The organism is Pseudoxanthomonas yeongjuensis (genome assembly GCF_010093345.1).
In the GTDB taxonomy this organism is placed as follows: Bacteria; Pseudomonadota; Gammaproteobacteria; order Xanthomonadales; family Xanthomonadaceae; genus Pseudoxanthomonas_A; species Pseudoxanthomonas_A yeongjuensis.
The window spans coordinates 792,392-805,374 of the sequence record NZ_PDWT01000001.1; the positions used below are offsets into that span (position 1 = coordinate 792,392).

General features: G+C 65.5%; 11 protein-coding genes and 1 tRNA gene. 5 read left to right on the forward strand and 7 right to left on the reverse strand.

The window, feature by feature from the left end; all coding sequences use genetic code 11:
* Positions 1 to 108: 108 nt before the first annotated feature.
* Complete coding sequence (locus CSC74_RS03475; RefSeq protein WP_162313007.1) at positions 109 to 1,680, reverse strand: hypothetical protein; 1,572 nt, start codon at positions 1,678 to 1,680, stop codon at positions 109 to 111.
* 13 nt (positions 1,681 to 1,693) lie between these two features.
* Positions 1,694 to 2,290, reverse strand: a complete 597-nt coding sequence (locus CSC74_RS03480) for an NfuA family Fe-S biogenesis protein (RefSeq protein ID WP_162313008.1) — start codon at positions 2,288 to 2,290, stop codon at positions 1,694 to 1,696.
* Positions 2,291 to 2,384: 94 nt separating this feature from the next.
* On the opposite strand from CSC74_RS03480, the gene CSC74_RS03485 reads away from it, so the two are divergent.
* Entirely contained in the window at positions 2,385 to 2,729 is a 345-nt protein-coding gene (locus tag CSC74_RS03485; RefSeq protein ID WP_162313009.1) for a 4a-hydroxytetrahydrobiopterin dehydratase, read from the forward strand.
* 77 nt (positions 2,730 to 2,806) lie between these two features.
* Positions 2,807 to 3,172, forward strand: a complete 366-nt coding sequence (locus tag CSC74_RS03490) for an energy transducer TonB (protein ID WP_246192930.1) — start codon at positions 2,807 to 2,809, stop codon at positions 3,170 to 3,172.
* A gap of 99 nt (positions 3,173 to 3,271) precedes the next feature.
* Here the strand turns inward: CSC74_RS03490 and CSC74_RS03495 are convergent, their stop codons facing one another.
* Positions 3,272 to 4,252, reverse strand: a complete 981-nt coding sequence (locus tag CSC74_RS03495; RefSeq protein ID WP_162313010.1) for an RluA family pseudouridine synthase — start codon at positions 4,250 to 4,252, stop codon at positions 3,272 to 3,274.
* Between the two features lie 418 nt (positions 4,253 to 4,670).
* Between CSC74_RS03495 and rne the strand changes: the two genes are divergently transcribed.
* Entirely contained in the window at positions 4,671 to 7,832 is a 3,162-nt protein-coding gene (rne, locus tag CSC74_RS03500; protein ID WP_162313011.1) for a ribonuclease E, read from the forward strand.
* Between the two features lie 25 nt (positions 7,833 to 7,857).
* Here the strand turns inward: rne and CSC74_RS03505 are convergent, their stop codons facing one another.
* The 3 genes from CSC74_RS03505 to CSC74_RS03515 form a co-directional block, all read right to left on the reverse strand.
* Positions 7,858 to 8,508 (reverse strand): response regulator, encoded by a 651-nt coding sequence (locus CSC74_RS03505; protein WP_162313012.1) that lies wholly within the window; start codon positions 8,506 to 8,508, stop codon positions 7,858 to 7,860.
* 286 nt (positions 8,509 to 8,794) lie between these two features.
* Positions 8,795 to 8,884 (reverse strand) — tRNA-Ser (locus CSC74_RS03510).
* An 89-nt stretch (positions 8,885 to 8,973) separates the two neighbouring features.
* Positions 8,974 to 9,960, reverse strand: a complete 987-nt coding sequence (locus CSC74_RS03515) for a LysR family transcriptional regulator (protein ID WP_162313013.1) — start codon at positions 9,958 to 9,960, stop codon at positions 8,974 to 8,976.
* A gap of 117 nt (positions 9,961 to 10,077) precedes the next feature.
* On the opposite strand from CSC74_RS03515, the gene CSC74_RS03520 reads away from it, so the two are divergent.
* Positions 10,078 to 10,656 (forward strand): FMN-dependent NADH-azoreductase, encoded by a 579-nt coding sequence (locus CSC74_RS03520; RefSeq protein ID WP_162313014.1) that lies wholly within the window; start codon positions 10,078 to 10,080, stop codon positions 10,654 to 10,656.
* A 231-nt stretch (positions 10,657 to 10,887) separates the two neighbouring features.
* Here CSC74_RS03520 and serS read toward each other — a convergent pair whose 3' ends face one another.
* Complete coding sequence (gene serS / locus CSC74_RS03525; protein ID WP_162313015.1) at positions 10,888 to 12,168, reverse strand: serine--tRNA ligase; 1,281 nt, start codon at positions 12,166 to 12,168, stop codon at positions 10,888 to 10,890.
* 112 nt (positions 12,169 to 12,280) lie between these two features.
* Between serS and CSC74_RS03530 the strand changes: the two genes are divergently transcribed.
* Positions 12,281 to 12,967, forward strand: a complete 687-nt coding sequence (locus tag CSC74_RS03530) for an energy transducer TonB (protein WP_162313016.1) — start codon at positions 12,281 to 12,283, stop codon at positions 12,965 to 12,967.
* The last annotated feature ends 16 nt before the right edge of the window (positions 12,968 to 12,983 follow it).

Genomic DNA, 12,983 nt, shown 5'->3' on the forward strand with positions numbered 1-12,983 from the left:
GTGAGATGGAAGTCAAAAGCCCCTCACTCCTCACTCCTCACTCCTCACTCCTCGTTTCTCGTTTCTCGTTTCTCGTTTCTCGTTTCTCGTTTCTCGCTCCTCGCCCCCTCAACTATCCGTCGGAATCGGATTGCGCTTGACCGGGATCTCCGGCGGCGGCCGCGCCGTGGCCGGCTGCTCGTTGAGGTTGGGGTCGAACAGGTTGCAGGCGCCGCCGGCCTGCAGCACCGACACCACGCACTTGACCCGTTTGGAAGTGCCCGGGATCGGGATCTCCACTTCCTGGATCGCACGACGCACCCATTCCCCCAGCAGCGATTCGTTCGTCGGCCGCCAGTACTTGTCGAACATGGTCGGCTCATAGGGAAACTCGGGGCGATCCAGCCATTTGCTGGCGCGATCGGCATCGGCGCGCTGCGCCTGCTTGGAACCAGGCGCCCCCGGCTTGCTCGCAGTGCCGGCGAGATTGTCGGGAACGCGCACGCTGCCATCGGCATTGAACAGGCCCGGCCCGTTGCCATCGCGACCACCGACCTGGCCGGGCACGTTGCGGGTCGAAGCACCCCAGTCGTCGCCGCGCCTGGGTGTGGGCGTGGCGCCGGGGCGGTTCGCAGTCGTGGCCGAACCCGACGCAGTGGCATCGGGCTGGGTGCCCTGGCGGGTACTTGGCGTGCTTGCCGAATCGCCTGACGCAGTCGCGCTGATCGCCTTGTTGTCGCTGCCGCTGGCGGCAGTGCCGGGTTGCGGCGATGCGATCTCCGCCTGGCGCACGGTGGGCGTGGGTGCCTGCAGCACAGGGGCGACGACCGCGCGCGCGGGTACCTGCACGGTGCGGATCTGCGGCAGCGGCGCTGGTATCTCGCGTTCCTGCACCACCGGCGTATCGGGAGCAGTCCGGGGCACCGCTATTTCCCTCTGCGGCATTTCGCGTTGCGCCGGCGGCACATCGACCACGGTGACTTCGCGCACCGGCACGCCGATCTCGCGCGGCCGGATCTGCGGCGGAGCGATTTCCGGACTGCGGGCCGTGACCGGCGGCAGCACGAAGGTGGTGGTGGGAACTGGGGTTTCGGTAACCTGCAGTGTCTGCTGGGCGACCGGCGGCGCGGGAACCGGGACCTGCTCCTGCGGCAGCGCCGATGCCTGGGGCGACGCTTGCGAAGCGGCGCTGGAGGATTGCGCAGCCGACGCCTGCGCCGCCGCCGCGGAAGAGTCGGACTGCGCCGGCGGCCCGCCGCCCTCTTCTTCCGGCGTACCCTCGCCGATGAACTCGACCTGGACCCGGCTTTCCTCTTCCGCAACGGGCGGTGGCGGCACCTTGACCACGGCCAGGAATACCAGCAGCAAGACGAACAACAGATGCAGCAGGATGCTCAGGCTGCCCGCGAACCAGCGTAACCTGCGGTCCTCGCGCAACGGCGGGCCCCAGTCCTGGTAGAACATCGAGCGGAACGCCTGCCAGCGATTCAGCGCCAGCGGTTTCGGCAGTGGCGCCGGCAACGGCCGCTGTGCGAACAGCTGCACGATCGTATCGGCGCTTTCGCGGCGGATCGCTCCCAGTCTTTCCTTCAGCGCGCGCAGCCACAAGCCCCAGCCGTACGGCATGCCGGTGTGGCGCTCCAGCATGGGCGCAGGCCTGGCCGCCTGCAGCGCTGCGATGATGTCGGCGGCTTTCGTCACCGGGAACGCGGACTCAGGCCGTGGCGCCGCGCGGAATGTACGGTGCGTCGCCGGTGTCGTGATCGGTGACGTCGCGCACCGCGATGACGCCAGGCACGCGTGCCAGCAAGGTCTTCTCGATGCCTTGCTTGAGGGTGACATCGGCCATGCCGCAGCCGTTGCAGCCGCCGCCGAAGCGCAGCAGGACCACGCCCTCGGCGCTCACCTGTTCCACCGCCACCTTGCCCTTGTGCTGGGCCAGTTGCGGATTTATTTCGTTCTCCACCACCCAGCGCACCCGTTCCACCAGCGAGGCGGATTCGGCCGGCGCGTGACCCTTGATCTTGGGCGCCTTGATGGTGAGCTGGCTACCGGCGCCCTGGGCGACGTAATCGATCTCCGCGCCATCCAGCCAGGCCACGCTGTCCGCATCGACATAGACGGTGAAGCCTTCGCAATCCACCGCCCATTCGTCGCCCGCCAGGTCGCGCGGCTCGGAGAATTCCAGCCGCGCGTCGGCTCGCGCGGTGCCCGGATCCACCGCGCTCAGGCGCACGCCCAGCCCGGGCAACGCCTCGCGTTCGATCAGTTTGCGGAAATAGGCCTGGGCAGTGTCGGAGATCTGGATCATGCGGCTATTCTAGCCACCAGACCGTTAGCCATTCATTCGCGGATATAACGGCGTGGGTGGTACGTTCAGCCTGCCGTCGTCGAAGGAAAACGCCATGCCCGACCTGATCCCCCTGGCCCAAGCCCACTGCCTGCCGCTGAAGGGCAGCGAACACAAGCTCACCCAGGCCCGCGTCGCCGAACTGATGCCCGAACTCCCAGGCTGGGAACTGGTGGAGGAAGGCCGCGCGCTGTGCAGGACCTTCAAGTTCGACAACTATTACCAGACCATGGCTTTCGTCAACGCGCTGGCCTACATCGCCCATCGCGAAGACCACCATCCCGACCTGGGCGTGCATTACGACCGGGCCGTGGTGCGCTATTCCACCCACGATGTCGGCGGCTTGAGCGAGAACGACTTCATCTGCGCGGCCAAGGCCGCGCAACTGGCTGGAGAATGACCATGCAAACCAACTCTCTTGCACGCATGCCTTTATCGGCCCCGGCGTACAGCCTCATGGTGGCGATCGCCTGCTCAATGGCGCTCGTCGCCTGCAATGCCGAACAGGCGCCGCCGGCGCCGGTGGTTCCATCGACCGAACTCGCCGCCGTGGATACGCCGAAACCCGACTATCCGCTTGAGCTGGCCTGCGCCGGCATCAGCGGCACTACGGTCCTGGTAGTCACCGTCGGTACCGAAGGAAAGCCCACCCAGGTGCAGTTGTCGCAAAGCAGCGGCGACGAACGCCTGGACAAGTCCGCGCTGGAACGCGTGCCGTCATGGCGATTCAATCCACCGACCCGCAACGGCCAAGCTTTCGCGCAGACCATCCAGGTCCCGGTGAACTTCAAGGCCCCGGCGGAACGGCCGGCCGAATGCTTCGCGCTGGATGCCGGCAAGTAACACGAAGCCTTGTAGAGCCGAGCTTGCTCGGCTGCTTTGGTATCAATTGAATCGGATCAGGCTGGAAGCAGCCGAGCAAGCTCGGCTCTACAAACCACCTCAGGCCAACCGATCCAGCGCCGCCGCCAGATCATCGGCCAACGGCGCACTCAACAGGTAAGGCGCCTTGCCGCCATCCAGTGCGAATTCCAGCGAAGCCGCATGCAGGAACAGGCGCTTGAGCCCGGCCTGCTCGCGCAACCGCCTGTTGACCGCTTCATCGCCATACTTGTCGTCGCCGGCCACCGGGTGGCCGATGTGTTGCGCATGCACGCGGATCTGGTGGGTGCGTCCGGTTTCGATCCTCACTTCGCAATAGGAATGCCCGCTGCGGCGTTCCAGCACGTTGAAATGGCTGACCGATTCCTTGCCGATCGCATTGACCTGCACATGCCGCTCGCCGCCCTGGCGCAGACCCACATGCAAGGGCGCATCGACCGTCATGGTGCCGTCCGGCATGCGTCCGACCAGCAGGGTCAGGTAACGCTTGCGGATACCGGTGCCACCCTCTTCCCGCATCAACGCCTGCAACTCGGTCAGAGCGGAGCGTTTCTTGGCGACGATCAGCAGGCCTGAGGTGTCACGGTCGAGCCGGTGCACAAGCTCCAGGTTCATGGTCGGCCGCAAGGCACGCAGCGTCTCGATGGCGCCATGGCTGATCCCGCTGCCGCCATGGCTGGCCACGCCGGTCGGCTTGTTCAGTACCAGCAGCCGTGCGTCCTCGAACACGATCGCCGCCTCCAGCCGCTGCAGGAACCCGACCGGTGGCGGCGCCTTGTCTTCCGGATCGCTGAGACTGACCGGCGGGATGCGGACTTCGTCCCCGACCTCCAGCTTGCGGTCGGCCTTGGCCCGGCCACCGTTGATGCGGACCTGGCCGCTGCGGACCAGCTTGTAGACCAGGCTGCGTGGCGCGCCTTTCAGCTGGCCCAGCAGGAAGTTGTCCAGGCGTTGCCCGTCACGGTCTTCAGGCACCTTTATGGTGCGTACGGCGGTCTTGATGGCCCCTTCGGGCTTGCTTGCGGGGGGCTGGTCGGTCATGTGGCTTTATCTGATACACTCGGCGGGCGAGATAAGGGTTTGATTTCGCAGGAAGTTAACCAGCATCTTCATGGTGCTGCGGGCCAGAAGCCCAGCTTCCCGCGATTCCGACAAAGTGCGCGGCCACCGCCCCCGGGGCGACCATGTTAGCGGCTAGTCGGCGGATCCGGACATCGCCCGGTGCGTCAGACGTCGGTAGCTGAACATGTCCCGTGAGGCGCAAGAGCTCTGCTCGGGCAGCCTCCGGCCCGCAACATATTTGTTAAATGAACCAAAGCGCTCCCGCGGCCCGCCGTGGTGTTGCAGCGCTGGAAACCAACCCCTGCCCTCATCGCGCCTGCGCGAGGGGCGGCGAGCAGTATCCAGATTGCGAAACCCACGGTGTTCCGCGCGGTAGCAGCGCGCGAGGAACGCACACATGAAACGCATGCTGATCAATGCGACGCAGGAAGAAGAACTGCGCGTCGCCATCGTTGACGGACAGACCCTGTACGACATCGATATCGAACAACCGTCCAAAGAACAAAAGAAATCCAATATCTACAAGGGCCGCATCACCCGGCTCGAGCCTTCGCTGGAAGCGGCCTTCGTCGAATACGGCGGCGAGCGCCATGGCTTCCTGCCGCTGAAGGAAATCTCCCGCGACTATTTCCAGGCGGGCGTCGACCACAACAAGGCCGGCCTGAAGGAACTCCTGCGCGAAGGCCAGGAAGTCGTCGTCCAGGTCGACAAGGACGAACGCGGCAACAAGGGCGCGGCCCTGACCACGTTCATCTCGCTGGCCGGCCGCTACATGGTGCTGATGCCCAATTCGCCCACCGCCGGCGGCGTCTCGCGCCGGATCGAGGGCGACGACCGCGCCGCGCTGAAGCAGGCCATGGACGCGCTGACCATCCCCGACGACATGGGCGTGATCATCCGCACCGCCGGTGTCGGCCGCGACGCCGAAGAGCTGCAGTGGGACCTGGACTACCTGTTGCAGGTCTGGCGTTCGGTCGCCGAGGCCGCGCTGAGCAAGCCGGCCCCGTTCCTGATCTACCAGGAGTCGCGCCTGATCGTGCGCGCCCTGCGCGACTACCTGCGTTCCGATGTCGGCGAGATCCTGGTCGACACCCCCGAGCTCTACGCCACGGCGAAGGAGTTCATGGAACAGGTGATGCCGCACAACCTGCGCAAGCTCAAGCACTACACCGACGACATCCCGCTGTTCAACCGCTTCCAGATCGAATCGCAGATCGAAGGCGCCTACGAGCGCAACGTGCGCCTGCCGTCGGGCGGCTCCATCGTCGTCGACCAGACCGAGGCGCTGACCGCGATCGACGTGAATTCCTCGCGTTCGACCAAGGGCAGCGACATCGAGGACACCGCGTTCCAAACCAACATGGAAGCCGCCGACGAAGTGGCCCGCCAATTGCGCCTGCGCGACCTGGGCGGCCTGGTGGTCATCGACTTCATCGACATGTCCAGCAGCAAGCACCAGCGCGACGTCGAAAACCGCTTGCAGAACGCGCTCAAGTACGACCGCGCGCGCGTGCAGATCGGGCGCATCTCGCGCTTCGGCCTGATGGAAATGAGCCGCCAGCGCTTGCGTCCGTCGCTGGGCGAATCCAGCCAGATCGTGTGCCCGCAATGCGAAGGCCATGGCCGCATGCGCAGCATCGAATCGCTGTCGCTTTCCATCATCCGCGTCGCCGAAGAACACGCGATGAAGGAAAACACCGGGCAAGTGCTGGTCCAGGCCCCGGTCGAGATCGCCAACTTCCTGCTCAACGAAAAGCGCGGCGCGCTGCGCGAGATCGAAAAGCGCCACGACGCCCCGATCATCATCGTCGCCGATGAGGCGCTGCACACGCCGCACTACGAAGTGACCCGCGTGCGCGAGAACGAACTGGGCGAAGAGACTTCCAAGCCCAGCTACCAGCGCAACACTCCGCGCAAGCTGCCGGTGCATGCGCTGCCCAAGGCGCAGTTGAACACCCCCGCCCCCGCCGTCACCCACGTCAGGCACAGCCAGCCAGCGCCGATCCGCGAGGAACGCGAGGAAGCGGCCGCTCCCACGCCGGCCTTCGCCGTATCCGCACCGGTGGCGCAGGCGCCTGTCGCCAACGGTGGGGTGGTCGGCTGGTTGAAGCGCGTATTCGGCGGCGGCTCCAGCGAGGCTTCCGGTGCGACACTCGCCGAACAGACCCGCCAGCGCGACCGCGACCGCGACAACCGCCAGCGCAGCGACCGCGGCAACGATCGCAACAACAGCCAGCAGCGTCGCGATGGCCGCAGTGGCGGCACGCAGGGCCAGGGACGCGGCAATAACGGCGGTCCACGCCGTGAGGAGCGCGGCCCCAAGCCGCAGAATCCGCAATCCGCCCAGGGTGGCCAGCAGCAGAAGCCGCGCAACGAACAGGCGGCGCCGAAGCAGCCGAAGCAGCCGCAGAATCCGCCAAGGCAGCCCAAGCAGCAGAACGAAACGGGACAGAGTGCCGGCCGTCCGCCGCGCACGCCGCGCTCCAACGAAGCGCCGAGGCAGCCGCGCCAGGAAGGCGTGGTGGAAGTCGCCGAGTTGAATGGCGCACCAGCGATCCCGGCGTCCGCAGCTGCCACCGACGCAATCGCAACTCCCACCGTTGCCAACGTGGCCATCGGTGAAGCGCCCGCCTCCACACCTGGCGAAGTCGAAACACTTTCGGCACAGGTCGCGGGCAACATCGCCGCCAACGATTCGCATGAAGGCGAAGCCAACGATACCGGCGATGGCGCGGGGCGCCGCCGTCGCGGACGTCGTGGTGGCCGTCGCAGGCGCCGCGGCGCCGGTGAATCCGGTACGGACAGCGAGGCCAGTGGCGTCGAGGACTTCGGCGACGAAGGCCAGCCGCAGGTGATCGTCGCCAACGGCTCGCAACCGGAATTCGATTTCGACGATCAGGCACCCGTAACCAGGCCAGCAGCAGCGCGTCCCGCCGCGGCAACGCAGGCGCAGACACTTGCGGCACCGATGGCCGCCGCGCCAGTCGCAATGGCTATCGAGCCTGCCCACGAGTCCCCTGCCGCCCCGCAAGCAACCGCGCCGGTCGCAGCATCCGCACCCGTGGCGGAATCGTCGCGGCCGCCAGTCGAATCGGCACCTGTCGTCGATTCGCAGGCGGAGCCGGTCCCCGCCCGGATAGCGGACGAAACCAGTGTCGTGACCCGGGAAATCCAGAAGAGCGACGCCGGAGAGAACTTTGCCGTGGTTGAAAGCCCCGCACCCGCCGAAGCCGTCGCCCCTGCAGCGCAAGCCGCTTCCGAAGCGCCGGTATCCGAAGCGCCTGCTTCACCGACCCCGGTTGCGGTTGCGCCCGCAATCGTGGTCGAGCCAGCGAAGCCCGCTCCGGTGCGTCCGGCAGTCGGCAACACGGGCTCGCTGTTCTTCACCGCCGATGCGGATACGCCGTCTTCGGTAACCCGCCATCTGTTCGAGCCGGCGCCTGCCGCGCAGCCTGCGGCAGCAGCGGAAAAGAGCGAAGAGCACGACCTGCCCTTGCTCGCCGACAACGACGAAGCTAGCGACGAAGAAAAGAACCAGGGCAGCGAGCGCAGCGCCTGATCGCTTGGTGATCCCCGCGCGTTCGCTATAACGAGCGCGCGGGATCCAGCAGACCGTACTGGGCGGCCAGCCGGGCCAGCGAGATGCTGTCCTGGATGCCGACCTTCTGGAACAGCCGCGTCTTGTGCGTGTTCACCGTCTTCGCACTCAGGCTCAGGCGCTTGGCGATATCTTCCTGGCGTAGCCCCTGGCTCAGCAGCATCGCCACTTCCAGTTCACGCGGCGACAGATCATCGAAGGGCGAGCCATTGCCGCCACCCACGTTGGACAGCGCCATGTTCTGGGCCACGTTGTTGCCCAGGTAGCGCTTCCCGCGCGCCACGTCGCGCACCGCGCGCAACAGTTCGCCGGCATCGCCCGCCTTGCCTATGTAGCCGCACGCGCCGGCTTCCAGCAAACGCTTGGGCAAGGGCCCATCTTCCAGTACCGACACGATGATGACCTTCGCAGCGAGGTTGCTGCGGGTGATGCGTTCGGTGATTTCCAGCCCGCTCAGGCCCGGCAGGTGCAGGTCGCAGAGGACCACGTCGGGATCCAGCTTGCGGATCTGCGGCAATGCGTCCTCGCCGTTTTCGGCTTCGCCGACGACCTCGATATCGACCTCGCCGGCAAGGATCATCTTCATGCCGGTTCGCACCAGCGCATGGTCGTCGATCAGGTATACGCGAATCGCCATCCTTGTTTCCCCCATGTAACTCCCGCCGTGAGACTAACTGCGCCCGGTAGGCAAGGCAAGCCGCTGCATTCCGCCACGGTTGCGGCCCAGACCTGGAACGCCTTGACCCGGGAGCTTCGGCATTCGGCACGACGATACCGTCATGGCTGGCATGTGCAGCATGCTGCCCCGCTGGATGCCAGTTACAACGGATGCACGCAACGCGTTACGAAAGCGGACTTATCGGGTTGATTGGCGCATCGATGGTCGGTGGCCTCCGACCGACTCATGACGTGGACCATCGAAGTGGCGGAGAGAGTGGGATTCGAACCCACGGATGGTTTGACCCATCGCCGGTTTTCAAGACCGGTGCCTTAAACCGCTCGGCCATCTCTCCGTTTGCTTCTCATCAAGGCGGGAGCATTCGCCTTGCCAGCGGCCCGTTGCGGACCGCGCGGCATTTTCCCATGAAGCGCGCGTTCGTGCCTACGACGCCTTCTTGATCTTTATTGCGGGCGTTTCCTTGCCCGCTTCCGGCTCATCGCACTTGCCGCCGCAATCCAATCGCGAGGATTCGATCTGCTTGGGCAGGTGTTCGGCCAGGAAATCGATGAATACCCGTACCGCCGGCAGCATGCCCCGGCGCGAGGCGAATACCGCATGGCAGATGCCTTGCGGCAGCGTCCATTCGGGCAGCACCACTTCCAGCTCGCCCTTGCGCACCAGTTCCGCGCACACCGTTTCCGGCAGCAGGGTGATGCCGAAGCCGTCCCTCGCCATCGATTGCAGCAGCGGGAAATCGAAACCGGACAAGCGCGGCTGGATGTCCACGCGGCGGATGTCGCCATCGGGGCCATGCAATTCCCAACGCTGACGCGCTTCGTCCTCGCTGGTGCTCAGGGTCACGTGCTGGGTGAGCTCGTCCGGATCCTTGGGCCGGCCGGCGCGGGCCAGGTACCTGGGGCTTGCGACCATCAGTTGCCGGATCTGGCCGAAACTGCGCATCACCAGGCTGCCGTCGTCGTCCAGCTTGGCGCGCACGCGCAGGGCCACGTCGTAGCCTTCGTTGATCAGGTCCACGCGGCGGTTGCTGACGTGCAGTTGCAGGCGGACCTTCGGGTATTTGTCCAGGAAGGCCGGCAGGATCTTCGGCAACTGGGTCTGCGCCACTTCCACCGGCACGCTGACCCGAACCACGCCACGCGGCTCGGCGCTGAGACGGTCCACCACTTCGCGTGCGGCCTGGGCTTCGGCCAGCATGGTCTGCGCGTGTCGATGGACGCTCATACCTACGTCGGTGACCGCGAACCTGCGCGTGGAACGCTGCAGCAGGCGCACGCCCATGTCGGTTTCCAACTGGCTGATGCGCCGGCTCAGGCGCGACTTGGGAATCCCAAGCGCGCGCTCGGCCGCAGCGAAGCCACCGTGGTCCACGACCATGGCGAAGTAATAGAGGTCATTCAGATCCTGCATGGGAATAATTCCATATTCAGAACAATTAGTGATATTAAACCATCTTTATTCTATTTAAGCAACAATCTACCTTGGCATCCAACGCGGCGTCGCCGCCTCCCGAAGTGGACAGCCAACATGAAACTCCTGCACCTCGACTCCAGCGCACTGGGCACCGGCTCGGTGACCCGTGAACTCACAGCCGCCATCGTAGCCCGTTGGCAGGACAAGCTACCGCAGTTGCGGGTCGAGTATCGCGACCTGGATGCCGACCCCCTGCCCCATTTGACCGGCCAGTCGCTGGCCCAGGCCAATCCCGGAGAGGTCGCCGACGCCGCACGCACCATGGAACAGTTCCTGGCCGCCGACGTACTGGTGATCGGCGCGCCGATGTACAACTTCTCCGTCCCTTCGACGCTGAAGGCCTGGATCGACCGCGTGGCCGTGGCCGGCAAGACCTTCCGCTACACGGAAAACGGCCCCGAAGGCCTGGCCGGCGGCAAGAAGATCATCATCGCCAGCGGACGCGGCGGCATCCATACCGATTCGCCGACCGATTTCCAGGAAGCCTACCTGCGCCAGGTGTTCGGTTTCCTGGGCGTGACCGACATCGAGTTCGTCCGCGCCGAGGGCGTGGCCTATTCGCCGCAGCATCGCAGCGACGCCATCGCCGGCGCCTTGGCCTCCATTCCCGAGCCGCTGCGTTTGGCTGCATGAAGCACGTGGGAAACCGCTCACTCTCCATTGGGCCCGCTACTCGCGGGCCTTTTTTTGGACTCTTCACGGAAGCCCGGAGAGCGGGCAAAAAAACGGCCGGAAATAAGTGAGCGCAAATACAGGCGAGCGTAGGAGCGACGTAAGTCGCGAATGAATAATTCTTCGCGACTTACGTCGCTCCTACGCAGGATTTATACGCCCGATTTTTTACGCCCGATCCCGGATGTTTTTTCAGGCGAGGGTTTCGACCCCACCCATGTACGGACGCAGCACTTCCGGCACGGTGATCGAGCCATCCGCGCTCTGGTAGTTCTCCATCACCGCGATCATCGCCCGGCCCACGGCCACGCCGGAACCGTTGAGCGTATGTACGGGCTCGGGCTTGCCGGTGGCCGGATTGCGCCAGCGCGCCTGCATCCGGCGCGCCTGGAAATCCTCGCAGTTCGAGCACGAGGAAATCTCGCGGTAGGTGTCCTGCGAAGGCAGCCAGACTTCCAGGTCGTAGGTCTTGGTGGCGGAGAAACCCATGTCGCCGCTGCACAGCAGCATGCGTTTGTAGGGCAAGCCCAGCTTTTCCAGCACAACTTCGGCGCAACGGGTCATGCGCTCATGTTCGTCGTAGCTTTCGGCCGGGCGTGCGATGGAAACCATCTCGACTTTCTCGAACTGGTGCTGGCGGATCATGCCGCGGGTGTCGCGACCGTGGCTGCCGGCTTCGGCGCGGAAACACATCGAATGCGCGGTCATGCGCAGCGGCAACACGCCGTCTTCCAGGATCTCGTCGCGAACGATGTTGGTCAGCGGCACTTCCGAAGTCGGGATCAGGTAACGCTTCGCTTCCCCGACGAACGTGGAGAACAGATCCTCCTCGAACTTCGGCAACTGGCCGGTGCCGCGCATCGAGTCCTCATTGACGATCAGCGGGACATTGGTTTCCTGATAACCGTGCTCGTTGCCGTGTAGGTCGAGCATGAACTGCGCCAGCGCACGGTGCAGGCGGGCGAGCTGTCCGCGCAGCACGGTGAAGCGGGCACCGGACAATTTCGCGCCGGCATCGCCATCCAGCCAGCCATGGCGCGTGCCGAGTTCCACATGGTCTTTCACCGCGAAATCGAACGTGCGCGGTTTGCCCCAGCGACTCACTTCCACATTGCCGCTCTCGTCGCCACCCGGCGGCACGCTGGCATGCGGAAGGTTGGGAATGCCCAGCGCGATGGCTTCGATCTCGCCGCGGATGCGTTCCAGCTCCACTTCCGACTGCTTCAGTTCCTCGCCGAACCCAGCCACTTCCGCCATCAGCGCCGACACATCCTCGCCCTTCGCCTTGGCCTGGCCGATGGCCTTGGAGCGGGTGTTGCGCAGGTTCTGCAGCTCCTGGGTACGGGTCTGCAGCTGCTTGCGCGCGGATTCCAGCGATTCCAGCGCGGACACATCCAGGGTGTAGCCCCGCGTGGCCTGCAGGCGTTGGGCGAGTTCGGCGGGATTGGCGCGGAGCAGGGCGGGATCGAGCATGGAGTGGATTTCGTGGCTGTCGAAGCTTAATTATCGCCTGTAATGCAGGCTGTTGCCTCGTCCGCCCGGCGCAGGCCGTGTCAGAATCGCCGCGAGCCGACCGGACCCCGCCATGCCTGCCTCGAATACGCCCACCTCGAACCAGCCGGACCACGATTACGTTTTCCGCCTGCCGCGCAGCGCGTTGCGCATCGCCTCCATCGCCTTCGGCATCGGCTTGCTGCTGTTCGCGGTCGTCTGGTGGATGGGCCGCGACAAGGCCTTCTACAAAGTCGAGCCGACCGCGCCCGGAAAACCATTGAGCGAACTGGAAGCCTTGCCCGAGCCGCTGGCCGGTGGCGCGGGCGCCAGCGACATGCCGGATGCCGCCGGAAAGGACAACGCGCCGCAAGAGCGGCCGCAACTGGTTGAAACCGCTCCACCGGCGCCTGCCATGCCTGCGCCCATCGACGAAAGCACGCAGCCGGCGATGCCGATCGCCGATGCCCCCGTCGCCCCGGCATCGGTCGCACTCGCACCGGGCGAACAACCGGTCCCGATCGAGGGACAGATGCCGCCGCCACGTTATCCGGCCGCCGCATTGCGTCGGGGCGAAAGCGGGACCGTGCTGGTACGGGTCGAAGTGGATACCGCCGGGATGCCTGCCGGTGTGGCCCTGGTCCAGCGCAGCGGATCGCGCGACCTCGACCGCGCCGCGATGGAGGCGGTGCGTGGATGGCGTTTCCAGCCGGCGCAACGCAACGGCCAGGCCATCTCCGCCAGCCTGGTGATCCCGATCGACTTCAAAGCCGATCGCTGACCTGTGACGGACTGAA

Excerpts from the sequence above, each read along its gene's own strand:
- CSC74_RS03480 (WP_162313008.1), bottom strand. The coding sequence starts at position 2,290 with ATGATCCAGATCTCCGACACTGCCCAGGCCTATTTCCGCAAACTGATC.
- CSC74_RS03485 (WP_162313009.1), top strand. The coding sequence starts at position 2,385 with ATGCCCGACCTGATCCCCCTGGCCCAAGCCCACTGCCTGCCGCTGAAG.
- CSC74_RS03490 (WP_246192930.1), top strand. The coding sequence starts at position 2,807 with ATGGCGCTCGTCGCCTGCAATGCCGAACAGGCGCCGCCGGCGCCGGTG.
- CSC74_RS03495 (WP_162313010.1), bottom strand. The coding sequence starts at position 4,252 with ATGACCGACCAGCCCCCCGCAAGCAAGCCCGAAGGGGCCATCAAGACC.
- rne (WP_162313011.1), top strand. The coding sequence starts at position 4,671 with ATGAAACGCATGCTGATCAATGCGACGCAGGAAGAAGAACTGCGCGTC.
- CSC74_RS03505 (WP_162313012.1), bottom strand. The coding sequence starts at position 8,508 with ATGGCGATTCGCGTATACCTGATCGACGACCATGCGCTGGTGCGAACC.
- CSC74_RS03515 (WP_162313013.1), bottom strand. The coding sequence starts at position 9,960 with ATGCAGGATCTGAATGACCTCTATTACTTCGCCATGGTCGTGGACCAC.
- CSC74_RS03520 (WP_162313014.1), top strand. The coding sequence starts at position 10,078 with ATGAAACTCCTGCACCTCGACTCCAGCGCACTGGGCACCGGCTCGGTG.
- serS (WP_162313015.1), bottom strand. The coding sequence starts at position 12,168 with ATGCTCGATCCCGCCCTGCTCCGCGCCAATCCCGCCGAACTCGCCCAA.
- CSC74_RS03530 (WP_162313016.1), top strand. The coding sequence starts at position 12,281 with ATGCCTGCCTCGAATACGCCCACCTCGAACCAGCCGGACCACGATTAC.